Source organism: Octadecabacter algicola (assembly GCF_021532625.1).
In the GTDB taxonomy this organism is placed as follows: Bacteria; Pseudomonadota; Alphaproteobacteria; order Rhodobacterales; family Rhodobacteraceae; genus Octadecabacter; species Octadecabacter algicola.
Map to the genome: position 1 here is coordinate 1 of NZ_JAKGAR010000005.1, position 25418 is coordinate 25418.

A 25418-nucleotide genomic window follows, 5' to 3' on the forward strand; every position below is an offset into this window, starting at 1 on the left:
ACTCAGCAACCGCCGCAAGCGACGAGGCCGACGAAACAATACCAGACACCGTAACTGTACCGGCCCTACAAGAGCCGGAACTGAGCCTGTTGAAAGTTGCTGATGAGATCCAGCCTCAAGACTTTATCGTCGGTGCGGTTGCCAGCTATACCTACACTGTGACCAACACGGGTAACGTGACGATCGTTGATCCAATCACAATCACGGATAACCGCATTGCAGCCGCTGATATCACCTGTCCGGTCTTCCCGACTGCAGGCGTTGCACCGGATGGAACATATGTTTGTACCGCGACCTATACGGTCACTGTGGATGATGTTGCGCTAGGTTCTGTGACCAACAATGCCTCTGCGAGTGATGGGACAACGACATCACCTTTGACCAGCGAAACCATCCCTGTGGACGGCGTCCCCGCCTTGGAAACTCTCAAGGAATTGTTTGCAGTGAACGGTGACGAAAGCGCGACTGACTTTAGCGCCGTAGGTGATATTTTGACCTATGAATTCACGGTCACGAACGCTGGTAATGTGGCGTTTTCTAACGACATTTTCGTGGTTGATCCGATTATCGACGAAAGCCCGATCACATGCTTTACTTCGACACCTGCCAACCCTGATTTGATCTCGGGTGAATCTGCCACCTGCCAAGGCAGCTATACGGTCACGCAAGATGATCTGGACGCCGGCGAAGTGTTCAACGAAGCGACATCCCAGACATCGTTTGGTGTTGGTCCGACCCTTGTGGAATCCCCAGCGGGTACAGCCACAACACCGGCTGACACTGATCCAGCTATCACGTTGGTGAAATCGGTAGCGACTTTGCCAGTAAACGCCATTGATCAAGTTTTGACCTACACGTTGACGATCACGAACACAGGTAACCAGACGTTGACTAATGTCGTCGGTACTGATGCTCTCTTGCCGAATATGGTCTGTGAAGTGGCCACATTGGAAGCGGGCGACGAGTTGGTTTGTTCTGACACCTATCAGGTCACCCAAGAGGATATCGACAGCGAGACATTGGTGAATACCGCCAGCGTTTCCGCGATCGATCCGCAGGGCGACGAAGCCACAGGTGGTGACACCTTGATCACGCAGATGCCCGATGCCGAGCCGTCATTTACGCTCGCTAAGGCAGCTAATCCTGATCCGTTTGGCGCAGTTGGGTCAGCGGTTCTGTACACCTTTACGGCCACGAACACCGGCACGGTGACATTGTTTGACGTCACCATCACCGATGACATCGCCAACCCGGCCTACAGCTGTACCATCGCGCGACTGAACGTTGGCGCCAACGACAACAGTTGTACCCTGTCCTATACGGTTACGCAGGACGACGTTGATGCAGGTGAAATCGTGAATGTGGCCAATGCCACTGCAACGGATCCGTTTGGCACGGTTGTGCCAGCTACGGCCACAAATACGGCGATGGGTCCGACGCAAGAACCTGCCCTCGAAGTCGTGAAAATTGCCAGCTTGGGTGGCACAGCAATCGGGTCTCCGGTCAATTATACCCTGAACATCTCCAACACTGGTAACGTGTCTTTGACCCCGCCAGTGATCGTCGACACCATGACTCGCAACAACGGTCAGTCGGTCAGCCTTGATGCGCCGTTTGCGTATCAGTCTGGTGATACCGATAATGATGGCCTCGTCGATGTGACAGAAACCTGGGTATACACCGCGACTTACACTTTGGCGCAGGGCGATCTAAATGCCGGTGGTCTGACCAACTCTGTCGTTGCCACTGCGCAATCGCCGGATGGCACGCCTGCGTCCGACACGTCAGATGATGGCGATGACAGCGACGGCAACACCGCAGACGACCCAACCGAAATTGCGATTGTTCCTGGTCCAGCTATCAACACCGTTAAGACCATCGTTTCTGGTGTGCCTGCGGTCGGTGAAACGATCACCTACGAAATCGTCGCAACCAACGTCGGCAATGTCACTCTCACGGATCCGACAATCACTGACAGTATCACGCGTCTGGATGGTGGTAGCGCGGATGGTGCAACGACTGGGCCAACTCTGACGTCCGGCAACGCAGCTGGTATTGACCCCGGTGAAACGTGGGTCTGGGCCTTCACCTATGAAATCACACAGGACGACGTTGATGCAGGCGGTCTGGCCAACACGGCCACGGCTGGTGGCTCCGCACCCGGAGGGACAGTTGTCACGGACCAATCCGACAATGGCGACGATACGGACGGCAACACGACGGACGACGATACGCGCTTTGTGATCCTTCCAGTTCCAGCCCTGACCGTCATCAAAGAACTGATCGAAATTGGCGATGCAGCCGGCGAAGAGGCGCTGTTCCTGATCACTGTGACTAACACAGGCGAAGCCACGATCAGCGATGTGCAAATCGTGGATACGATGACCAACAATGACGGCACCGTTCTGACGCCTGTTACTGTTACGGTCGCGTCTGGCGATCCAGCTTCACTGCCTGTTGGTGGGGAAATCACGTATAACGTTTCCTACACGCTGACACAGGACGATGTGGACAGCGGAGGCGTTTCCAACACGGCAACCGCAACTGGTACTGCACCTGACGGTGCGATTGTGTCCGATGTGTCCGATGTGCCGACAGGTGGCGATGGCAGCACGCCGACAGATGCGCCGATCACGCAGGTTGATTCCATGGAAGCAACCAAAGTGGCTACAACCCCAACACGCATCGCGCCAGACCTGTACGAAGTGACATTCACGATGACACTTGCGAACACAGGCAACGTGACGCAAACGGGCTTGGTCCTCGAAGATGATCTAACCGTCTTTGCGGCACCGGCTACTTTGTCGAGCGTCGCAACACCGGTGATCACTGGCTTTGCCAGCGGCACAGCCAGTGGATCCTTTGACGGGGACAGTGACATCGTCATGGCAACCACGGACACGTCTCTTGCACCGGGTACGACAGGTACGATTGTGCTGACAGTTGTTTACGATGTGACGAACGGCCAGCCTGCGGGCACCAACGTCTTTAGCGCCACATCAGACCGGATCCCGACAGCTGTTGCAGCCAGCACAACTGTTGTTCCAGGTGCAGACCCTGACATCCTTGCGGTGAAAACAGTCACACCAGATCGTGCGACCGTTGGTCAGACGGTGACATATACAATGATCTTCACCAACAACCTCGATACAGGCGAAAGCAACCTCACGCTTGTTGATGCGATGCCTGCTGGTTTGACCTACACAGCCGACAGCGCGACCTATAATGGCAGCGCGACGCCGCAACCTGAACTCTCGGGACGTGATTTGCTTTGGCGGAACGTGTCCCTTGGTGCTGGCGAAACGGTAACGATAACCGTGCAGGCCCGCGTGACGGATGGCGGTTTGGGTGACATCGTCAACGAAGCCTATGTTCTGGACGCAAGCGGGGCGCGCATCTCTAACGTCGCAACTGCAACGCTACGCCTTCCTGTCGAAGCCGTGTTCGATTGCGCCGATATCATCGGTAAGGTCTTTGATGACCGCAACATGAATGGCTATCAGGACGGCGTCGCCGAAGACCGCGGCATCACCGATCAGACTTATTACGCTGACGGTAAATTCCAGGTTGCGCCTGAAATCATCGAAACCGATTACGAACCCGGCTTGCCGAACGTGCGCCTGTCCACTGTGGACGGTACGATCATCACTACTGATGAATACGGCCGCTACAGTGTTCCATGTGCCGAATTGCCCGGCGATATCGGGTCCAACTTCACGCTAAAGCTGGACACGCGGTCCTTGCCAAGTGGCTATCAGCTCACCACAGAGAACCCTCGTGTGATCCGCGTAACAGCTGGCACAATGGCGCGCCTGAACTTTGGTGCGACAATTGCCACAGTGGTTGATATTGATTTGATGGACAGCGCGTTTGTGCCGAATTCAGATGACTTGACGCCAGCCCTGATCCAAGGCGTGGATCAGTTGGTTGCCGCACTACAAGAAGACCCTTCCATCCTGCGACTGACTTATTACCGTGCCACTGAAAGCCAGCAATTGGCGCGCGATCGTATGGACCGACTAGAAGCCTTGATCCGTGATCGTTGGCGCAGCACCGGCGCTGGCCGCCTGCCCATCGAACGCACGATCAACCGGTTGCAGTAGAAAGACGAGTTAAGAGTGATGACGATGATGAACCGAAAATCCGCACTTGCAGCCCTTCTGGGGGCCACTGCACTTGTCGTGCCTGCACAGGTCGCAAAATCTGATGGAGATAGTCCTCCGATTGTCGTGGAGATGCCACGTCAGGAGAACACCAGCATCGGTGCTGCACCAGTTGCTGCGCCTTCGGGCTTTGTGATTTCTATCAATGGCGATGCCATCGTGGGCGATGATGACGTGCACGATGAAATCCGCCGCACTGACATCCAATTGGCGCAAGCGGATGTACAGGTTGTTTATGATGGCTTAGGCGGTACACCGCGTCTTGATCTGCAACTTATGGGCGGCCCGCGCATCTATCGCGCAGGCGACAGCCTGACAGTTCAGTCCGAACTGAATTATCCGGCCTATGTTGAACGCGCCGAAGTCCGTGTTGTTGACCTTGGTGCGCGTGGCGGGCCTCGGGTTATTGGCATCGTTCCGATTGCACCAAACGGCCAGACGTCTATCACCGTACCAGAAGGCGAAAACATCGCGCTGATCCACCGCGTCTATGACAGCCGGGGTCGTTTTGATGCCACCGCCCCGATCCCCGTTAGCCGTGAAGACACCCGCGCTGAAGCGGACGGTGTGGAAGAAGGTACAGATCAAACTGCCATGCGCCGCATCCCTGTTTATGGCGGTGCCGTCACCGTGTCCGGGAGCGATGTTCCGGCAGGGGCGACTGTTACAGCGCTTGGCGAAACCATCCGTCCTGACCCGTCAGGCGGCTTTGTGGTGCAACGTATTTTGCCAGCAGGCGACTACCCTGTGAACGTGCAAGTCAACGGCGCCGGGCAAAACGTAGACCTGACCCGCGATGTCGATATTCCGGCGTCCGAATGGTTCTATGTTGCGGTGGCTGACCTGACGCTTGGTCGCCGTACTGATGGTGCGACCGGCATTTCCGAAAGCTACCAAGAAGGCCGCCTTGCCGGTTATCTCGATGGGCGCACGGAAAATGGTGTCGAAATCACGGCGAGCGTCGACACAGGCAACGGCGACCTAGATGAGATCTTTAGCCGCCTACAAGAAAAAGACCCCCGCCAATTGGCGCTGCGCGTGGACCCCGACGATCTGTATCCGACTTACGGGGACGACAGCACGTCCTTTGACAACACACCCACATCCGGTCGCATCTATCTTCGCGTCGAACGCGAAGGCAATTTCGTTCAGTTTGGCGATTTCGAGGCCGACCTAGATGGCAATACTCTCGTAAGAAACGACCGCTCACTTTACGGTCTGCAAGGTGCCTACGCCACGGCGGAAACCACCGATGCAGGCGAGGCACGCGCGCGTGTGATGCTTTATGCGGCGCAGCCGGACCAACGGGCCCGTCGGGATGTTTTCCTTGGAACAGGCGGCTCTGTCTACTTCCTTGATCAACAAGACATCCTCAGCGGCACCGCAACCTTGACCGCGCAAATCCGTGACGCAGATACAGGCCGCATTCTTGATACCGTCGAACTGCAGCACGGCGTCGACTATGATATCAACTACATTCAGGGCATCGTGACCCTTGCGCGCCCGCTCGCCAGCACGCTTGACAGTGGGCTGATTATCAGCGGCAGCGACCCCGACCTCGTGTTGGTTGCGCAATATGAATATACGCCGAAAACCGGAGATCTTGACGGCTATGCCTTTGGCGGACGCAGTGAAGTCTGGTTGTCCGACCAATTCCGCATTGGCGTCAACGCGATGGTCGACGAAAGCGGCGACGTAGATCACACGGCAGTTGGCGTTGATGCCCTGTGGCGTCGGAATGACGACACCTATGTTATCGCCGAGTTTGCCCGCACCGAGGGCACTGGTTTTGACAGCACCTATTCCAGTGACGGGGGCTTGGTTGTCGATACGGTGGACCTTGCGACAGGCGAAGGCGAAGCGATCAAACTGGACGCGCGCGTTGGCCTTGCAGATCTGGGCCTTGAAACCGAAGGGTCCATCGGGGCTTATTTCGAACACCGTACGGAAGGTTTCTCGAACCTCGATTATCAAGTGCTTGCGGCAACTGGTGATGAAACGCTTTGGGGCCTCTACGCTGACGTCGCCCCAAGCGAGAGGTTCCGCTACACCGTCTACGCGGACAGTTATGAAAACGATGCAGGCGAAGTGGACCGCACCATCGGCGCAGAAGCTGCCGTTGTTCTGTCCGAACGCGCCATCTTGAGCCTTGGCATCGAACACAATGATTTGGACGACAATGCGAGCGAAATTGGTACACGCACGGACATCGCAGCGCGCCTTGATTATGCGCTATCTGAATCCGTTGAGGTCTACGTCTTTGGCCAAAACTCAATCGCAGTTGATGGTTTGGATCGTGCCGACCGTTACGGCGTTGGTACCGTCTACGCCATCGAAAACGGCTGGACCCTTGCGGGTGAATTGTCGGACGGAACCGAGGGGCAGGGCGCACGCGTTACCGCTGAACGTGATGATGGCGTCGGCAACACCACCTACCTTGGCTATGAACTGGACGCAGGTCGCGAGCTAAACAACACAACGCTTGTGGGACGTGACCGTGGTCGCTTGATTATGGGCGGCACACGTCAAGTGTCTGACGAAGTGATCATGTTTGGCGAAAACACATATGACTCCTTTGGTCGTTACCGTTCGTTTAGCTCGGCCTATGGTCTGACCTATACGCCAACCGACATCTGGTCCTCGACGATCGCGTTTGAGGTCGGGTCCGTTGATGATGATTTCGAGAACGATTTTGATCGCACCGCAGTATCCTTTGGCTTACGCCGCGAAACAGAAGACCTGACAATGTCAGGCCGCCTAGAATACCGCGTCGAAGAAGGCCTGCGGTCTGGCGAAGTTTTGGACACAGAAACCATCATTGTTGTGGCAAGTGCGGATTACATCATCAGCCCGGATGCCCGCCTGGTGTTCAACCTGAATGCCGCGGATACGCAAACGACCGACAGCTCGTTCCTTGATGGTCAATACAGCGAAGTCTCATTCGGCTATGCTTACCGCCCGACGGAACATGACCGACTTAATGTTTTGGCACGCTACCGCTACCTGCATGACATGTACGGCCAGCGGGTTGATGACGACGACGAAGACGGCCCGCGCCAGCGCAGCCACGTATTCAGCGTCGATGCCAGCTACGACCTGAACGAAAACTGGACCCTTGGTGGTAAGTTCGGTTACCGGATTTCTGAAACCTCGGCGGATGAAGCCTCACCTTTCATACAAAACGATGCCATGCTGACGGCCATTAATCTGCGCTACCATCTGGTCCACAACTGGGACATGCTGCTCGAGTTGCGTAACTTCCAGACCATTCAGGCCGAGACCTCTGAAACCGCAGCACTTGCAGCGGTTTATCGGCACTTCGGCAATAACTTTAAAGTTGGCGTTGGGTATAATTTTGGCACGTTCTCGGACGACCTGACGGACCTGACGTATGATGACGAAGGCGTCTTTCTGAACCTTGTGGCCAAGTTCTAGACTCAGAAAAGAAAATTTTTTATCGTTTGAAAACAATGGGTTAACGCAATATTTGCGTTAACCCATTTTTCTTATTCGTCGTCGGCCATTGCGTCTTCGAACGGTGTTCGCCCGATTGAAACGTAGGATTCAAACCCAGCGCGCTTGGCGTCTTTGACGGAATAGACGTTGCGCAAATCCGCCATACGCGGCGTGTTCATGTGCTTGGCGATCCGCTTTAGGTCCAGCCCCCGGAATTCGTTCCATTCGGTCAGGATCACAACAAGGTCCGCTTTGCGGGACGCCTTATAGGCGTCGTCCATCCATTTGACGCCAGGCAACAGGGCCTCGCCTTCATGGAATCCTTGCGGGTCGGTTACACGCACTTTGGCGCCGCTGCCGACCATCGCCGGAACAATCGTCAGGGCAGGGGCGTCACGCATGTCATCGGTGTTCGGTTTGAACGTCACGCCAAGGACGGCGATCGTTTTACCGTTGAACGAACCGCCACACAGATCCAGAAGCTTATCCACCATGCGGCGCTTAACCTCTTCGTTGACCTTGATGACGGTCTCCGTGATCTGCATAGGCACGGCGTGTTCTTGGCCGATGCGGGCCAGCGCTTTGGTGTCTTTCGGAAAACAGCTACCGCCATAACCGGGGCCAGCGTGCAGGAACTTATTGCCGATACGCCCGTCCAGCCCCATGCCTTTGGACACTTGTTTGATATCCGCACCCGTGCGTTCGCACAGCGCCGCGATTTCGTTGATGAACGTGATCTTCGTCGCCAAAAACGCGTTGGCGGCGTATTTGATCATTTCCGCACTTTCCAGATCGGTCGTAACAATCGGGAAGTCCCGCAGGAAGAGAGGGCGATAAATATCCGCCATCACATCGCCAGCGCGTTCTGTCTGAACTCCGACAACCACGCGATCAGGGCGCATAAAGTCATCAATCGCGGCGCCTTCGCGTAGGAATTCCGGGTTAGATGCGACATCGAAATCAAGATCAGGGTTGGCCTTGCGCACGACCTGTTTCACCTGACGGTTCGTGCCGACTGGCACAGTCGATTTAGTAACGATGACTTTGTAATCCTTCGCCGCAAGCGCAATTTCTTCAGCGACGGCCATTACGAACGTCAGGTCCGCATGACCATCCCCGCGCCGCGTCGGAGTGCCTACGGCGATGAACACCGCTTCGGCGCCTTCAATTGCGGTTGGCAAATCAGTCGAAAATGTCAGACGGCCAGCCTCGACGTTTTTGGCCATCAGTTCATCAAGACCGGGCTCATAAATCGGAACTTCACCGTTCTCGAGCCGCTCAATCTTGGAGGCATCTTTATCGACGCATACAACGTCATGCCCAAAGTCGGAAAAACAAACGCCCGAAACGAGGCCTACATAGCCCGTGCCAATGACTGCAATCTTCATACCAATTCACTCTCCGTTGCGTTTAATACGCTCGTTTTGTTCTTAAACGGCAGCATGTGCAAGACAGTTCGCGCCGTTCCCATCGGCAAGTCGGCCAGTGTCACCCAAGCATGACAGTGACCGTACACAATGAAGAACCTGCCGTTACGGCATCTTCGTTGAAACAAGCTAGAACTGCGCCTGCAATAATATCGATTTTTTGTATCAATCGATAATAAAGTAGATAATATGACTCCCGAATCAGGGAGGATTCTATGAACATTTCATTCAAGAACATCGCGTCGGCTGCTGCTGTGGCCATTCTGGGAACAACTGCTGCGGCAGAAGAACTGCGGATCGGGACCGCATCACTTGGCGGTGCTTTTTACCCAATGGGGCAAAGCATTTCGAACCTCGTTAACGAATACGCAGGCAATGACATTACGATGGTTCCAATCGTGACAGGGGGCTCTGTTCAGAACCCGAACCTGATCGCAACTGGCGAAGTCGAAATCGCAATCACTAACAACAACCTTGCTGTTTTGGCGACAAAGGGCGTTGGCCCATACTCCGCAGCAGGCGCGATTGATATTGGCGCAGTTGCAGCGTTGCACCCATCCGTCCTGCACATGGTTGTGCTGGCAGACAGCGACATCCAAACGTTTGATGATCTGCGCGGAAAGCGCGTTGCAGTAGGCCCAGCGGGCGGCGGCACATTGGGCTTCGTTAACTTCTTGTTCCCACTGCACGACATGACCGTTGACGACATCACACCAAGCTTCGTGTCTTACTCAGACGGCTTTAGCCAACTGACGGACGGCACAGTTGATGCGGCGCTCGCGTTGTCCGGTTTCCCGTCTGGTGCGGTGATGCAAGCGGCGGCTGGCAATGATCTGCGTTTCATTTCTTTCTCCGAAGGGATGCTGGACACAGCTATCGAAGCAAACGGTGCATACGTTGCGGTAGAAGTTCCAGCCGATGTCTATGACACAACAGATGCAGGGATGCTGATTGGTGTGAACAACATGTTGGTTGCGCCAAACAGCCTTGATGCGGCGACCGTTCAGGCAGTCACAGCGGCAATCTTTGATAACCTCGACGAGCTGAAAGCCGAAAACGCAAACGCGCGACAGATCGACCCTGAGATGTCTCGCAACTTGGCCATTCCGCTTCACGCGGGTGCGCAAGCCTACTTCGACGCCAACTAATCCGCGTCACATTGCGAACGGTCGAGGGGCGTTTGTGCTCCTCGACTTCTCCCCCGAGGGTCAATTATGACATCCAATACTTCTGAAAACGCCGGCATTCTTTCGATGAAGAACGCCATATTTCTGGCCGGCCTCGCGCTGGGTTCCTACCACCTGATGGTTGTGTCTGGCGTTATCGCGATTTCGACGATGCCGATGCGGGTTACCCATGTCATGCTAGCGCTGTCGCTGTTGTTTGTCATCAAACCTGCCAGCGAAAAACTTGCCGGCACCAAACTGAACACAGCGCTGTCATTGATACTGATTGCGGGCCTCGTCGGGGCAAGTATCTGGATGCTGACCCGCTGGAAAGCGATTGCCTTTAGTGGTGGGATGACGACCGACACGGACCTAATCGCAGGGGCCATTATCATCGCTGTGGTATTCGAGGCCGCCCGTCGCGGGATTGGCCTGATCCTCGCGTTAATCACCTTTGTCTTCTTCATGTATCCCTTCATTGCGCCCTACATGCCGGGCGTGTTGGAAGGACGCGGATCGAACCTGAACCGAATTATCATGGTCCTGACAACCGACACCCAAGGGATCTACGGTATCCCCGTGGGGGTAGCTGCGACCTACATTATCGTCTTCACCATCTTTGGCGCATTGCTGTCCAACTTTGGCGCGGGCGACTTTTTCTTTGAGCTTTCTGTGCGTTGCACACGCGGCATGCGCGCAGCCTCGGCCAAATCTGCTGTCCTGTTTTCAACTTTGATTGGTATGGTCAGCGGGTCAGCTGCGGGCAACGTGGCCGTCACAGGCACCGTGACAATACCGATCATGAAACGCGAAGGTTATGAGCCGCATCAGGCGGCATCCATCGAAGCCGTCGCATCCACCGGTGGGCAAATCATGCCGCCTGTTATGGGGGCTGCGGCCTTCATCATGGCTGAAATCGTGGGTGTTCCTTATACGTCCGTTATGGCGGCGGCGATTGTGCCTGCGTTGTTATTCTTTGGATCGGCGTTCATGGTGGTGCACCTTCAGGCCGTTAAATCCGGCATCGCCCCAAACGAGGGCGCCGAGGTCAGCGACGAACCCCTAAGCAAAGTTCTAATCAACGGCAGCCCGTTCATCGCGGCGTTTGGTACGCTGATCACTATGATGTTGATGGGCTATTCCCCGTTCATGGCGTCGCTTTGGGCGATGGTCGTTCTGATCCTCGGGGACATCGTTTGGAATCGCAAAATCGACAAGGTCTTCTTTAGCAAGCTGGTCAATTCCGTGTCCGAAGGCGCACGTTCTGTTGTGACGATTTCGGCGGCCTGCGCGGCGGCTGGGATCATTGCAGGCATTCTGGGCGTCACAGGTCTGGGGTCGAAAATCGCAACGCTGATTGATCTGGCGTCGGGCGGTTATCTGTTCTTGGCGTTGTTCTTTACGATGATTACATCGATCATTCTGGGCATGGGTCTGCCGACAACGGCAGCCTATCTGATCTTGGCAACGGTGGTTGCACCGGCGCTTGTTAAACTGGGCGTTCCCACACTCACGGCGCACTTCTTTGTGTTTTACTACGGCTGCATTTCGACCATCACACCACCCGTTGCGCTGGCATCTTATGTCGCCGCTGGGATTGCGGGCGCGGACGTCAACAAGGTTGGCTGGACCGCCGCAAGCTATGCTGCGACGTCGTTTGTGCTGCCCTTCGCCTTTGTCTTTGGACCGGGCTTGTTGATGGGTGGCACTTTTATCGACAATACGGTCGCCGTGTTAACCGCAGCATTGGGCACCTTTGCAATTGCGGTCGCGATCATCGGCGCACTTAGCGGGCGTTTGTCGCCGCTGTTGCGCACAATGGCCGCAGCGGCGGGCCTATGCCTGCTGTTCCAAGGTTGGATCAGCGGCGCTATTGGCCTCGCCCTTTTCATTGGCGTTGTGGTCATGGATCGCGCGCAGGGACCTAAATCAACCGCTGGGGAAGCATTATGAAACACAAAGAATACCGCCGTGTCGTCACTGGACATGACGGCAACGGGGTCGCCATTATTGAAAGCGACGAGATTGCCAGCCAGATGCTGGAACGCCCCAATCGCCCTGGCGTTCGGCTGACAAATTTCTGGCTGACAGATAAGACACCTGCCGAATACGACGGCCCAACCGAAACCTGCACAGGCGACTTTATCCTGCACCCGCCAAAACATGGCACTGTCTTTCGCTGCGTGGAATTCCTTCCGGAAGACCCAGAAGTCATGGCGAAACTGTCGAGCGAAGACGGCGCAGCTGCATTTGCGGAAATGGGGGCAGGGGCCAATATCGTACAGGGCGGGCGTCACCCGTGGATGCACCGTACAGACTCCGTGGACTACGGCATCGTTATGAACGGTGAAATCTGGATGGTTATGGACGAAGAAAAGGATGACGTTTTGCTGAAAGCGGGTGATGTCGTCGTTCAACGCGGCACCAATCACGCGTGGGCCAACCGTGGCACGGAGCCCTGCACCATCATGTTTGTGTTGGTGGATGGGGTCGCCGAAGAAGGCAAAGGCAAGGGTATTCCTGCGCGTTAACCTGCTTCGAGCACCGCAAAAATCACGATCAACACAGCGTAACACAGTACGCCGTATTTTAGGTTCCACCGCCACGTTAATGTGGTCGGTGGAATTTTCGTTGCAGCGGATATCAACAGTGTCGCCGTTGCGTTCGGGGAGGCAAACATCGAAATCGCCCAGCCTGCCGAGAGGGCGAACACGATATGGGTCGGGTCCGCGGGCAGGGCAGGGATGGACTGCACAACCTGGCCAATAAACACGACAAGGATGATCGGGCTAAGCGCGATTTGCCCGCCAAGCGTGATCAACACGGGCAGTGCCGCCAGAAACAGCCAGCCCGGCACCTGCGCCAGATCAAGATGCGCGGTCAGGCGGTCCATCGGCAACACTTCCGCCAGCACCCGCCCGATGAATCCCGACAACCCCAGTGCAATAGCGGATCGCGCCAACCCCGTCGCATCGCCACACAGTGCAGGCCAAAACCGCATCAATTGTGCCGCGAAACGCGTGCCTTTTGGACGTTGCGCTGCGAACCAAATCACCGTGATCACGGGCGCTACGAACATCAGCGACAGTGCTGTGCTGTACCCTGTCGTGACCTGCAAGAGCGCGGTACTGGCGATTAGGGCAATGCACACCAGCGCCAGTCGCGACATGGCGCTGCGCGGGAAGGGGGGCGGTGTGTCTTGCGGGGTATCCGCCTTGCGCCATTCGAACCAGTCGAACGCCATGCCAACCCCCATCAACAGGATCGACGTTGCGATGCCGACAACCACAATTTTTCCAAGATCGATGTCTGCAAACAAGGTCAACAACACCGCCTGCGCCAATGTCGTCGGGGCCCACAACAAGATCCACGCAAAGCCGCGCAAAAGGGCGGAGAGTTGTCGGCGCTCCATCGCCAAATCCGTGCTACCGTCATCGCGTTTGGCAGCACTTTGGATCAACGGAGCCATCAGGCTGATCGCGCCAAAATTCAAAAAAACGCCCAAGATATGTCCACCCGAGGCTGTGGCGATGAACCGTCCCGACGCAGGTTGGCGGATCAAGTAGCGGCCCACCGCCAACACAGACCCCGACCGTTCGGCGGCGATTTTCAACGCGGTCAGCAACAGGATGAACGCCGCGAAGAACGCGGCCAGACTTAGGGATTCACGCAAGACGCCCCAGTCGTCAGGTGTACGCAACAATAGCGCGGTCAGCACGATGGACCCTGCCAAAAGCAGCCATTCCCGTATCGTGCTGCTGGCCAATCCGATCAGGCACAACACGATGAACGCGGCCCCTGCGCTCCATTCCAAAAACGGCCCGCCGATGGTGCGCGCGCCCAAAACAAGCACGGATAATATCAACAGCGTGATGGCGAGTGCGGCCGTCCTCATATAAACTTTCCCCGAACCAAGAAGGGAAATCCGCAATGTTTATGAGCGTGGTAAACCAGTCGTTTGTGCAAGACGTCGACGCCGTTTTGTCGGCGCAATGGAACGTGGGCACCAACACCAAAGCGGACGCGGCGGCTGGCATCGCGACCATTGGCGATGACGGCGATCTGCGGTTTTTGCTGACGCGCGTGGCGGTGTCGGGGCAGGGCGTTCTTGGCAGTGCTGCGGTGGATATCCCTGATGGCGACTACGCGCTTCGGGTTGATGAAGTCGCCTTTCCCGTCGGGGCAATTGCCCATCGTCACACTCATACGGGCAGCGGTTGGCGTCATCTGGTCAACGGTGATCTGCGGATTGAGGCGGAACATGACACCACCGTCATGCATGCAGGCGACAGCTGGTTTGAACCCGCCGGATCGCCCGTGCGCGCGGTTGCTTTGCAAACCAGCGGCGTCACGCGGTTCGTGCGTTGCATGGTAATTCCTGCAAATTTCGTTGGCGTATCTACGTTCCAACTGCACGACCCTGCTGATGCGGCTTTGCCGAGATTGCAAATGACACATCGGCATTTCGATCACCTCGTTCAGGTGGATGCTGGGTAGTGATCTGACAGCGATGACGTGCGCCAGTCTGGGTTTGGCTCAGCGGGTTCGGGGGCCAGCCCTGCGGATTTGATCGCCTCAATCGCGCAGTATTCGTCCTTTTCTGACGTATCGCCTGAAATCCCGACGGCACCCAATGTGATGCCCTCGCTGTCCTCAACCAGTACACCACCGGGAACGGGGATCAATCGACCGCCCGATGCCGTGGCCAATGCCGCTTGAAACGTCGGGCGTTCCGACAAACGGTCGCGAATAAGACGGGATGAGATCCCCATGCCAAGGGCGCCGTAGGCTTTGCCAAACGCCACTTCAAACCGGATCAGACCGGACCCGTCTTCGCATTGCATCGCGACCATTTTGCCGCCCGCGTCCAGCACAACAACCGTCAGCGGCAACAGCGAAGCTTTGCGCCCCAAGGCAATCGCCTGTTCGATAATCGCATTGGCCATGGTCAGCGGGAGGGAGGTTTGTAGACGCATTGGGCTTCCTTAGTTTGTAACAGCTTCCGACGCTGCCCAGAGACCTTCCCACCATGCGGCAAAGTCAAAGTTTGGCAACCACGTAACGATCTCGGGGAACATTAAAAGGGCAGCAATCGTGACAACGTCAGCGATAAAGAACAGCGCCACACCGCGGAACACTTGGCCCAGCGGAATATCTGGCCTCACACCATTCACCACAAAACAGTTAAGCCCGATGGGTGGCGTGATCAGGCAAATCTCGGCCATCTTCACAGCGATGATGCCGAACCAGATCGGATCAAAACCAAGCGCGATGACCGCAGGATAAACCACTGGCAACGTCAGCAGCAGCATCCCGATGGCGTCCATGAACATCCCCAAAACCGCATAGGCCAGCAGGATGCAAATCATGATCGTCATCGGTGCCACATCTAGGCCCACGACCCATTCGGTAAACGCGCCGGGAATGCCTGAGAACCCAAGGAAGCGCACAAAGATCAACACGCCCCAGATCAGCGAGAAAATCATCACCGTCAGCTTGGCAGATTCCATCAAAGAGTCTTTGATCGACTTAAGCGGGGTGCCCCGCACCAAGGCGAGAATGAAGACGACGAAAGCGCCCAAGGCACCGGCTTCTGTTGGGGTCGCCCAACCGCCATAAATGGATGTCATGATGATAATGACCACTAAGATGATCGGCGAAATACCCGGAATGGTGCGCATCCGCTCACCCCACGTGAAACCGGACACAGACGGTGCCTGTTCTGGTTTCAACATCGCCCAGATCACAATGATCGCTGCGTAAACGAACGCTGAAAAGATGCCCGGAAGGAAACCGGCCAACAGCAATTTGCCTACGGATTGTTCAACGATGATCGCATAAATCACAAGGATCGCTGAGGGTGGAATAAGCGTAGCCAACGTTCCTGCCGAAGCAACGACACCTGCCGCCATGCGACGGTCATAGCCGTATTTCAACATCTCAGGGATGGCGACACGGCTGAACACGGCAGCGGTCGCGGTGGATGCACCCGACACGGCGGCGAAACCAGCGGTCGCGAAAACGGTCGCGATCGCCAAACCACCGGGCAACCAACCCAGCCATTTTCGCGCGGCGTCAAACAACTGCTGGGTCATGCCCGCATGAAACGCGAGAAAGCCGATGAAGATGAACATCGGCAAAACCGACAATGCATAGGTAGATGACTTAGAATGCGGGATCGTTCCGATGATACCCGCCGCAGGGCCCCAGCCGCGCAGTTCGATCAGGCCAAGAAGCCCGACAATCGCCGCTGCAAAAACAACGCGAACGCCCATAAAGATGAGGAAAAGAAGCAAACAGATGGTAATTACGCCAACTGTGAACGGGTCGGACATGCCAATACCTAGGATCATGCTGTGCCCTCCGGATCGGAAAAGTCGACGTCATCACCCATGACTTCGTGAATTTCGTCTTGGGCTTGTTCGGCGACGTCTTTCATCACGACAACGCCCACGGGTTCGGCCTGCGGGAAAATCACTAAACGCAGCGCCCCGAAGAACTGCAATGCCAAACGGCACCACCAAATCGAAAATGCGATCGGGACCAACAGTTTGGACGGCCAAACGGGATATTCCGCATCAATCGTCGTATCGCCCAAGGTATAAGCGCGCAGGAAGTGCCCGTAGCTGTAATAAATCAGCACCCCGATGATAAACATCGCGACAGCCGCGCCAAATGCTTCGACCGCCCAAAGACCGCGGCCGGACAGCCGCGACATCAGCAGTTCCATACGGATATGACTGCCCATACGTTGGGTGTAGGCGGCGCCAAGGAAGGCCATGCTCGCCATCGAAAGTTCGACCAAATCGATGTAGCCATCGATTGGATTGTTAAAGATTGTGCGCAGTACGATCTGCGCTACCCCCAAAAACATCAGCGCCATAATAGCGACGGCCGCCAATAGATTGGCTAAATCTTCAATCGGTATAAGGCCACGATTAAGCCGGCCAATTAACGAGCCTTGTGCGGTTTTTTCCGATGACATTGGATGTCCTTTTGGGGTGATGCGTACAGGATCGGCCGCACGATATGCGCGGCCGATCCGTTTACATTTAGGGTCTGTTACTGAGCTTGCGCTTCTTCAGCGTATGCCCAGACCGCATCGAACACCGCCTGAGAATCGAACTTCTCGGCGTTGTCTGCAATCCATGCGTCCCAAACCGGCTGACCCGCAATTTCGCGGAACTCAGCGAGTTGCTCATCGGAGTAGACGATCTCTTCCATGGTGTCTTTGAACACGGGCAGGTTCACTTCGTCCTGTGCCGCGTAAGCCGCCTGTTCGACGTCCATGCCCATTCCGCGCAGGTCCATCAACAGTGTCTGGTACTGCTCAGGAAGGCTGTCATAGGCTGTCTTGTTCAGAACCCAGCCACACTCGGATGTGCCTGGTGCAAGGTTGGATGTGAACCAGTCTGCTTCATCCGCGATGCCGAAAGACACGTGGGCGTATGTGTAAGGGAACGCCGCCGCATCAAGCGCGCCGCGCTGGAATGCTGTGGATGTTTCGCCAGCTGGCAATGTCTGCTTGGTTGCACCCAGTGCTTCCATTGCGTCGCCAAGACCACCGCCCGCACGAACGCGCAGACCTTCCCAGTCGGACAGTTCTGTCGGTGCATCGCCGCTGCCCAAAACTTCGTACTGTGGCAACAGACCAGACATGTAAGGGATCGCATTCCACGCCGCCATGTCAGCTACGATAGCGGGATGTTCGAACATCTTTGAACGCACATATTGGTCAACCGCAGGGTCGCCGAGCGGCAGGAACGGCAATGAGAACACCATCCAAGCCGGGTTCTTACCCGGGTGGTAGAAGTTACAGATTGCTGCACCTTCAAAGGCATTCAGCTGCAAGCCGTCGAGGTTTTCGCGGCTGCCGGACAACTGCCCGCCGTAAAAGATTTCAATGTTGAAATTGCCGCCAGTCTGCGTTGCCACTTCTTCTGCGATAGCCTCCATACCAGCAGACAAGGCACGCGGGTTGCCCCACATCGAGAAGCTCCAGTTGACTTCAGGACCTTCAATCGTTTGTGCAGCGGCCGACGTGGACGCAAGCAACAGACCCACTAGGGCCGTTTTCTTTAGTAATTTCATGTCATCCTCCCAGATGTTTTGGTGTATCGCCGTTTTTGTTTTGGCGATGTGCGGGCATTGAGACTCGTCTCTCGCCCAATAGCAAGTCCACGAGACGCGGACCGGTCGTAATTACGCGCCTAGGCTGACACCTCTTTAGGCTTGGCTTTGGGTGTCGCCTTTGCAAGTGCAGTTACCGTCTTTGATCCGACGATAACGCCGTCCCTTGAGAAATTTCCATGGTTCTTCTCAACACGGCTGAGGTCATAAAGGTAATTCACCATTGCACCGCTGGATTGCTTTTGCCCGTTCTCTGAACTGTCAGCCTCGGCGTGAACATCATGGATTTCCGCACCGTTCCCAAGGTGAAAGCGTGTCACCGGATCAAAGGGCAACCCGTTTTTACCCTTGGCCGTCATCAGATAACGAGCTGCAATCGCGCGCAATTCATCAGGGGAGGCGGTGCCATCAAGGACAGCAGTCGCCACGGGATCATCCGCCTGTTCCGCTAACCACGAATTCAGACGTGGAATTGGGGACAGCGTCACAAAATTGGCTAACTGCGGGAATTCACGCGCCAATTCTTTGGCGACCTGCTTAATCAATAGATTGCCAAAGCTGATGCCCTTGAGACCCTGCTGGCAGTTGGAAATCGAATAAAACACGGCCGCTTTTGCATCTTCGGCAAAAAGCGTCTCGCGATCCTCCGATAATAGCTTGTCGATGGATCCCGGTATCGTTGCGGTCAGTGCGACCTCTACAAAGATCAGCGGCTCATCTGGCATGGCAGGGTGAAAGAACGCAAAACAGCGGCGATCCGGTGGGCTTAGGCGGCGGCGCAAATCGTCGAGGTCATCAATCTCGTGCACCGCTTCATAGGCTACGATCTTATCCAAAAGCCGCGCAGGTGAATCCCAGTCGATCTGTTTGAGTACCAAGAACCCGCGGTTAAACCAGCTCCGCAGCAAGAGACTGAAATCAAGATCTGTGCGTTTCAGCTCGGGCACGTCTCTTATCAAGCGCAAAAGATCAACGCGCATCGACACCAGATCAGCCGTTGCCCCCGTTGGTTGGTTCAGACGGCGCAACAACTGACGCCGCTTGGGCGCGGAGGCTTCTGAGACCAATTCAAAGTCTTTGTTTGATTTGGTTTCGGCGTAATTGGCGGCCATCTCGGACAATGCGGCTGCATCAATATCAAGTTCTTCATTCAGGAACTTGAAGAACGCGAGCTTATCCGCATCCTCAAAATGGCGATATCGCGTAAGGATCACCTCGGCCAAGGTCTGGCCGGATACGTCACCCTCTTTGGATAATAGGGCATAGCAAAGTTCATTGATGCTGCGCGGGTCATTATCATGACGCGCCGTGCGGCCACGGTCGAACAACGTCGACAACATATCCGGCAAGAATCGATTCCGTTGCATTGGCGGCCCCCTTGTTGACCCATGGTTTTCATAAAATCGATATTATTGCAATTACTTCAATTATATCGCTAAAATTTTCATTCAGGCTCTATTTTGCCTGCACGGACTGTGACGACAGCGCGACTGAGAAATTCAAATTACCCTCATTTACCAACCACTTACGAATATCATAGCTGCGCGCACCCTTGGCGTGCATCGGGTCAGCATCAGCAATCGCTCTGGCGGCATCGATGTCCGCAGCGCGGTAAATGATCATGCCTTCTGCTTCCATCAGCTCGCCGGTCTCATCAGATATCGGGCCAGCCAAGAACAACGATCCAGCCGATTCCATTTCCTTTTGATAAGCGAGGTGCTCAGGCAGAGTTTCTTTCAATAACCCTATGTTTCCATTTGGTTTTGATCGAACCACGAAAAGTTCCATCGCAAGCGCTCCGCGTGCTTTAGCTTCTGCTTTGTAGTCATTCCATGCCGGCATTTTGTCTCTCCCTGTTGTTGTGACCTTACTCGTCCGAAGCGGCGTAGCAAATAAAAAATCGATTTTATTGGACAAGAGGCAAAAATCACGACACTTTCGACAAAACACGAATCTGGGAGGGCTCATGTCAGACGCTACAACACTCGAAGACCTACGCCGCGGTGCACAGGAAGACGTTCGCGTATTGCGGGGTAAGATCTCGAGCTTGAACGAAGATGAGATCGGGTTGATCTTATCCGAAGCACGATCACACTACGCATGGACGGACAAACCCGTCTCAGATGATCTGCTCCATAAGATATTCGACATCACAAAAATGGGCCCGACCAGCATGAACACATGCCCAGCCCGTTTTGTTTTTGTGCGCACACCTGAAGGCAAAGAAAAACTCGCCAGTGCTCTGAAACCGGCCAACGTGCCGAAAGTGGTGAACGCGCCCGTGACTGCGATCATCGCCTATGATCTGGATTTCTGGACACAGTTGCCAAAACTGTTCCCCCACGAAGATCGCCGCCCGCACTTTGAAGGCAAACTGAAACACAGCGAAGACACAGCATTCCGTAATTCGACCCTACAAGGCGCTTATTTCATGATCGCCGCACGGGCCGTTGGGCTGGATGTCGGTGCGATTTCCGGTTTCGACAACGCAATGGTGGATGACGTGTTCTTTAAGGGCACATCGCTGAAATCCAACTTCTTGTGCAACATCGGTTACGCCGACGAGAAGGCACTGTTCCAGCGCTTGCCACGGTTCGATTTCGATGACGTTTGCGAAATTATTTAAGGGAGCGATCCATCATGGCGATTAAGATGAAAACCACTGTCACCACCACTGTCAAAGCCGATTGCATGTCGCATTCGCTGGCCAAAGTGACAACCCGTGATGTGTCTATGCTTATCGACGAACCAAAGGAGCGTCACGGCACCAATCTGGGTCTGTCGCCGACAGAAACCGCTTTGGCGGCTCTTGCAGGTTGCACAAATACGATCGGTCAAAAATGTGCAGCGAAACTTGGCATCGAGATTGGGAACCTCGACGTCACGGTGAAATGCCAACTCAATAAGCTTGGCGTCATGCTGATCGAGGAGCTCGACAACCCATTCGAGAAAATTGAACTAACTATCATCGCAGATGGCCCCGCGTCGGAGGAGGAACTGGCGCAAGTGGCTGAAGAAACTGCGAAATACTGCGCGGTCTCGAAGTTATTTTTAAGCGCAGGGACGGTTATCAACCAAGACTGGCAAAAGGCTGGTTAACTAAAACTAAGGGAGAGAGACTATGACTTTTACGAGAAGAGTTGCCCTAGCGGCAGGCGTTGCGATCGGTTTGACCGGCGCAATGGGAGGAGCCGCCTCGGCTCAGGAAACCATCAACCTGACAGCCATCGACGGCTATCCTGAACGGTCCATGTGGGTCGCTGAATTTTCCGGCTTTTTCATTCCACGAGTGAATGAACTACTGGCAGAGTCCGGCAACTATGAAATCGAATGGATGGAAGCCTACGGTGGCCAAATCGTGAAACCACGCGGGGTGTTGGAGGGCATCAAGCTAGGTCTTGGCGATATCGGTATCGTCACAACGATTTTCCACAGCTCTGCACTACCGTCACAGGGTATTTCTGCTGTAACGCCGTTCGTATCTTCTGATGCACGCGTTGTTGCGCAAGCGGTTGATGAAATCGCGCGTGAATTCCCACAGATGCAGGCTGAACTTGCTGCCGAAAATCAGGTCTATCTGGCGACGGGCGTTGTTCTGGACACCTATCAGATGTTCTCAACCGAGCCGTTGAATTCCTTGTCCGACCTTGAAGGTCTGAAGGTTGCGGGTGCTGGTTATAACCTGCGTTACCTTGAAGGTATTCCAGGTGCTGCAGGTGTGCGTGGCGGTCTGCCAGATTTCTACAACATGCTGCAAACAGGCGTTGTTGAAGCGGCGATGACATGGCCGGAAGCTGCGAAAACGTTCAACTTTGTAGAAGTTGCACCTTACATGCTTCAGGCTGATCTTGGCGCCGTGAATTCCAAAACAGTGACAGTGAATGCTGATGTTTGGGAAGGGCTTCCTGATGAAGTCAAAGACGTCTTACAGGCGGTTTCAATCGAATATCGTGACCACGTTGCGGGTATCGCCATGGATCGCGCTGAAGAGTCCCGTCAGGCTTACATTGACGCTGGTGGCACAATCGTCGTGATGAGCCCGGAAGAACGTCAGGCTTGGGCTGACAGCATGCCAAACATCGCTGCCGAATGGGCGCAAGGTTTGGACACTGCGGGTGCACCCGGTTCCGACATGCTGAACGCTTATATGGGCAAGTTGGCAGATGCTGGCTTTACTCCGTTGCGCGATTGGGCAGCTGAACTCGAGTAATCGAACTCTAGAAAAGTGAGTGCTGAAAATGATCGTCACGGGTCTTCGAAGAATTGAAAGTTGGGTCGTGGCGGTCGCGATAGTTGCCAATGTCAGCGGTGCGTTTGTACTGCTGGCACTGGTCGCCATCATGAACGCCGATGTTGTGTCACGAAATCTGTTTAATGCGCCCTTCAGGGGTGTCGTAGAGATCGTCGTCTTCTCGTTGGCGCTGATCGTATTCTTGCAATTGCCTGATGTTGTCCGCACGGGTCGATTGACCCGATCTGATGGGTTCTTGGGGTTGATGCGGATAGTAAAACCACGGTTCGGAAACGCCTTAGCGCGCGCCTTGGATGGGGTCGCCTGTATTTTTATGGGCCTGATCGTCTGGACCGTCTGGCCAGAATTTACACATGCTTTTGAAAGCTGTCATTTCTTCACGCCGCCTGAATTCGGCGCACCTCCGACAGGGCATATGTGGGCCGATTTCAAAACCGCCCTAGGCCGTTGCGATTACTTCGGAACACCCGGAATTCTGACCGCCCCTTGGTGGCCTGTTCGTCTTGCCATTGCATTTGGCTGTGCTTGGGCTGGCATTCTTTTCTTCTTCAAAGCCGTTCTGGGCGACGCTGACCCACGTCACGTCACCGCCCAAACAAGCGGCGAGGTCTAAATCATGGATCCACTTACAATTGGTATGCTCTCGGTTTTGGCCATCGTCGTGTTGGTCTACCTCGGGCTTTATATTCCGATCGCTTTGGGCCTCGTGTCCTTTGGTGCGATCTGGATGATGTCTGGCAAATCTATCCTTGCCTTCAACTTCCTCAAGGTCGCCGTTGGCGATGGGGTGACCGAATATAACTTCGCCACCATTCCGCTTTTCACGCTGATGGGGCTGCTGGTCTCGAGGGCAGGGCTAGGGCGCGATATTTATGACGTCCTAAACTCGGCCTGTCGCAAAGTGCTGGCAGGGATCGGCATGGCGACGGTTGGCGCGAATGCTGTGTTTGCCGCCATTACGGGGTCATCCATCGCATCCGCCAGCGTGTTTACGAAAATCTCGGTGCCGGAAATGCTGCGTTACAACTACAACAAACGTTTTGCTGTGGGTGTTGTGGCGGGCTCGTCTGTTTTGGGCATGATCATCCCGCCCTCTGCGATGTTGATCATCTATTCCTTTGTGGCCGAACAATCCGTTGGCGATATGTTCCTTGCGGGCATCATTCCAGGCTTGATCCTGACCGGTGTTTATATCGCCGCTATTTTTGTCATGGCACGCGTTTGGCCGTCATATATCGGCGACAACATCAGCGCCGAAGGCCTGCCCGCAATGGCACGCAGCGAGACCTTTCGCAAATCATGGCCCGTGCTGTCGCTGATCTTCCTTGTGTTGGGCGGCATTTACACAGGCTGGCTAACACCCGTAGAAGCCGGGGCCGCCGGTGCGTCCCTAGCATTGATCGTCGCCGTTGTGCGCCGCTCTATGAGCTGGGCTGACTTCTGGGAAACGCTTGTTGAAACGGGTCACATCACGGCGGCAATCTTGTTGCTGATCACGATGGCTTCTTTTTACAGCCGGATGCTCGGCTATGCAGGCCTGCCAAACCAATTGGATGCAATGCTTCAATCTTGGGATCTGTCGTTCTTCCACATCATGCTGATCTATGTGGCGTTGATGCTGGTCTTGGGCACCTTGCTTGATACTGCGTCTATCATCCTGATCGTCGTGCCGCTGTTCATCACTCTGATCGAAAGCATGGGCCTTAGCCTTGTATGGTTCGGCATTGTGACCGTAATCGGAGCCGAAATCGGCTTGCTGACCCCGCCACTCGGGATTTCGTGTTTCGTCATCAAAAGCACGCTGAACAATCCCTCAATCTCCTTAAAGGATGTCTTCATGGGGTCGCTTCCTTTCGCGTTCCTCATGCTGCTGGTTCTCATCGTATTGATCCGGTTCCCCGTCCTTTCCACCGCCCTTATTTAACGTCAGGAGTAGCCACACATGAAAGATGTGACCATCGACACCATCACGCAGGCCTTTTTGGATTATTGCAGCGATGACACCGACCCGCGCACCATGTTCGTGCTCAAAAGCTTGGTTGAACACCTGCATGCATTTGCCAAAGAAACCCAACTGACCCATGCCGAATGGGCCCGCGCCCTAAAATTCGCCACAGACGCTGGCAATATCACGGACGATGAACGCAACGAATTCGTTTTGATCTCAGACGTTACAGGGCTGTCGTCCTTGGTCGACATGATCGGGTCACAGCATGCGGGTACATCGTCCAGCGTACTTGGGCCATTCCACTCAGTGGGCGCGCCTATGTTGCCTGTCGGTGGGGACCTGAAAAAGGACAACGACGGCAATACCGTTGTGATCGAAGGCTTCGTCAAAGACGTTGATGGCAACCCCATCGAAGGTGCGGTGATCGAACTCTGGCAGACTGCTGAAAACGGTCTCTATTATTCACAAGACGGCGCGCAGGATGATTTCAACCTTTGCTGTTCTATGACAACAGGCGCCGACGGGCGCTACGCCATGACGACGGTAAAACCCGCGCCCTACAAAGTGCCCGATGATGGCCCCGTGGGCGAATTGTTCCGCGCCACTGGCCGTACTCCTTGGCGTCCGTCCCATCTGCACTTCATCGTTCAGGTTGACGGGTACAAATCATTGGTCACCGAAGTCTTCTCAAATGGCGATCCGTACCTGAATTCTGACGCTGTGTTCGGTGTTCGCGAAGACCTGATCATGGACTACGTAGAAACCACTGACCTCGATGCCCTCCCAGATGATCTGGAAGTCGGGCGGAACGTCACAATCCCATATTTCAAGGTTGATTTCGATTTCGTCCTTGTATCTGACACCCACTAACAATTG

At 55.0% G+C, this 25418-nt stretch carries 20 protein-coding genes; 12 read left to right on the forward strand and 8 right to left on the reverse strand.

All coding sequences use genetic code 11. The annotated features are described in order from the left end of the window. Nucleotides 1-4103: DUF11 domain-containing protein (locus tag L0666_RS16690; RefSeq protein WP_235262535.1), on the forward strand; the 4103-nt coding region annotated here is incomplete at its 5' end. A 24-nt stretch (nt 4104-4127) separates the two neighbouring features. Next, entirely contained in the window at nt 4128-7598 is a 3471-nt protein-coding gene (locus L0666_RS16695; RefSeq protein WP_235262536.1) for a hypothetical protein, read from the forward strand. A 71-nt stretch (nt 7599-7669) separates the two neighbouring features. Here L0666_RS16695 and L0666_RS16700 read toward each other — a convergent pair whose 3' ends face one another. Continuing rightward, nucleotides 7670-9007: a UDP-glucose dehydrogenase family protein gene (locus L0666_RS16700; protein ID WP_235262537.1), complete on the reverse strand. Its 1338-nt coding sequence runs from the start codon at nt 9005-9007 to the stop codon at nt 7670-7672. Between the two features lie 254 nt (nt 9008-9261). Here L0666_RS16700 and L0666_RS16705 point away from each other — a divergent pair, with 254 nt between their 5' ends. From L0666_RS16705 to L0666_RS16715, 3 genes are all read left to right on the forward strand, one after another. Continuing rightward, nucleotides 9262-10194 (forward strand): TAXI family TRAP transporter solute-binding subunit, encoded by a 933-nt coding sequence (locus tag L0666_RS16705; RefSeq protein WP_235262538.1) that lies wholly within the window; start codon nt 9262-9264, stop codon nt 10192-10194. A 66-nt stretch (nt 10195-10260) separates the two neighbouring features. After that, entirely contained in the window at nt 10261-12165 is a 1905-nt protein-coding gene (locus tag L0666_RS16710) for a TRAP transporter permease (RefSeq protein WP_235262539.1), read from the forward strand. Continuing rightward, the gene (locus tag L0666_RS16715; RefSeq protein ID WP_235262540.1) at nt 12162-12743 is read left to right on the forward strand and encodes a cupin domain-containing protein; all 582 of its coding nucleotides are present in this window, start codon (nt 12162-12164) and stop codon (nt 12741-12743) included. The genes L0666_RS16710 and L0666_RS16715 overlap by 4 nt, the downstream gene beginning before the upstream one ends. Here the strand turns inward: L0666_RS16715 and L0666_RS16720 are convergent. Further along, nucleotides 12740-14107: a hypothetical protein gene (locus L0666_RS16720; RefSeq protein WP_235262541.1), complete on the reverse strand. Its 1368-nt coding sequence runs from the start codon at nt 14105-14107 to the stop codon at nt 12740-12742. The two genes, L0666_RS16715 and L0666_RS16720, sit on opposite strands and share 4 nt — an antisense overlap. Before the next feature lie 41 nt (nt 14108-14148). Between L0666_RS16720 and L0666_RS16725 the strand changes: the two genes are divergently transcribed. Further along, entirely contained in the window at nt 14149-14709 is a 561-nt protein-coding gene (locus L0666_RS16725) for a cupin domain-containing protein (protein ID WP_235262542.1), read from the forward strand. Here the strand turns inward: L0666_RS16725 and L0666_RS16730 are convergent. The 6 genes from L0666_RS16730 to L0666_RS16755 form a co-directional block, all read right to left on the reverse strand. Continuing rightward, nucleotides 14691-15188, reverse strand: a complete 498-nt coding sequence (locus L0666_RS16730; protein ID WP_235262543.1) for a GlcG/HbpS family heme-binding protein — start codon at nt 15186-15188, stop codon at nt 14691-14693. The genes L0666_RS16725 and L0666_RS16730 overlap by 19 nt on opposite strands. Nucleotides 15189-15197: 9 nt before the next feature. Next, nucleotides 15198-16565, reverse strand: coding sequence for a TRAP transporter large permease (locus L0666_RS16735; protein WP_235262544.1), 1368 nt, complete (start codon nt 16563-16565; stop codon nt 15198-15200). Continuing rightward, a complete protein-coding gene (locus L0666_RS16740) occupies nt 16562-17197 on the reverse strand; it encodes a TRAP transporter small permease subunit (RefSeq protein WP_235262545.1) in 636 nt (211 codons plus the stop codon). The genes L0666_RS16735 and L0666_RS16740 overlap by 4 nt, the downstream gene beginning before the upstream one ends. A gap of 77 nt (nt 17198-17274) precedes the next feature. Next, nucleotides 17275-18303: a TRAP transporter substrate-binding protein DctP gene (dctP, locus tag L0666_RS16745; protein ID WP_235262546.1), complete on the reverse strand. Its 1029-nt coding sequence runs from the start codon at nt 18301-18303 to the stop codon at nt 17275-17277. Between the two features lie 119 nt (nt 18304-18422). Further along, nucleotides 18423-19709 carry a malonyl-CoA decarboxylase domain-containing protein gene (locus tag L0666_RS16750; RefSeq protein WP_235262547.1) on the reverse strand — a complete coding sequence of 429 codons (1287 nt, stop codon included), beginning with the start codon at nt 19707-19709 and terminating at the stop codon, nt 18423-18425. An 88-nt stretch (nt 19710-19797) separates the two neighbouring features. Then, entirely contained in the window at nt 19798-20184 is a 387-nt protein-coding gene (locus tag L0666_RS16755) for a YciI family protein (protein WP_235262548.1), read from the reverse strand. A gap of 124 nt (nt 20185-20308) precedes the next feature. Between L0666_RS16755 and L0666_RS16760 the strand changes: the two genes are divergently transcribed. The 6 genes from L0666_RS16760 (at nt 20309) to L0666_RS16785 (ending at nt 25412) form a co-directional block, all read left to right on the forward strand. Next, nucleotides 20309-20968 carry a malonic semialdehyde reductase gene (locus tag L0666_RS16760; protein ID WP_235262549.1) on the forward strand — a complete coding sequence of 220 codons (660 nt, stop codon included), beginning with the start codon at nt 20309-20311 and terminating at the stop codon, nt 20966-20968. A 14-nt stretch (nt 20969-20982) separates the two neighbouring features. Further along, nucleotides 20983-21441, forward strand: coding sequence for an OsmC family protein (locus L0666_RS16765; RefSeq protein ID WP_235262550.1), 459 nt, complete (start codon nt 20983-20985; stop codon nt 21439-21441). A gap of 22 nt (nt 21442-21463) precedes the next feature. Further along, nucleotides 21464-22552, forward strand: a complete 1089-nt coding sequence (locus tag L0666_RS16770; RefSeq protein WP_235262551.1) for a C4-dicarboxylate TRAP transporter substrate-binding protein — start codon at nt 21464-21466, stop codon at nt 22550-22552. Between the two features lie 67 nt (nt 22553-22619). After that, complete coding sequence (locus L0666_RS16775; protein WP_235262552.1) at nt 22620-23207, forward strand: TRAP transporter small permease subunit; 588 nt, start codon at nt 22620-22622, stop codon at nt 23205-23207. 3 nt (nt 23208-23210) lie between these two features. Beyond that, complete coding sequence (locus tag L0666_RS16780) at nt 23211-24518, forward strand: TRAP transporter large permease (protein WP_235262553.1); 1308 nt, start codon at nt 23211-23213, stop codon at nt 24516-24518. 18 nt (nt 24519-24536) lie between these two features. Then, a complete protein-coding gene (locus L0666_RS16785) occupies nt 24537-25412 on the forward strand; it encodes a dioxygenase family protein (protein ID WP_235262554.1) in 876 nt (291 codons plus the stop codon). Nucleotides 25413-25418 lie beyond the last annotated feature (6 nt).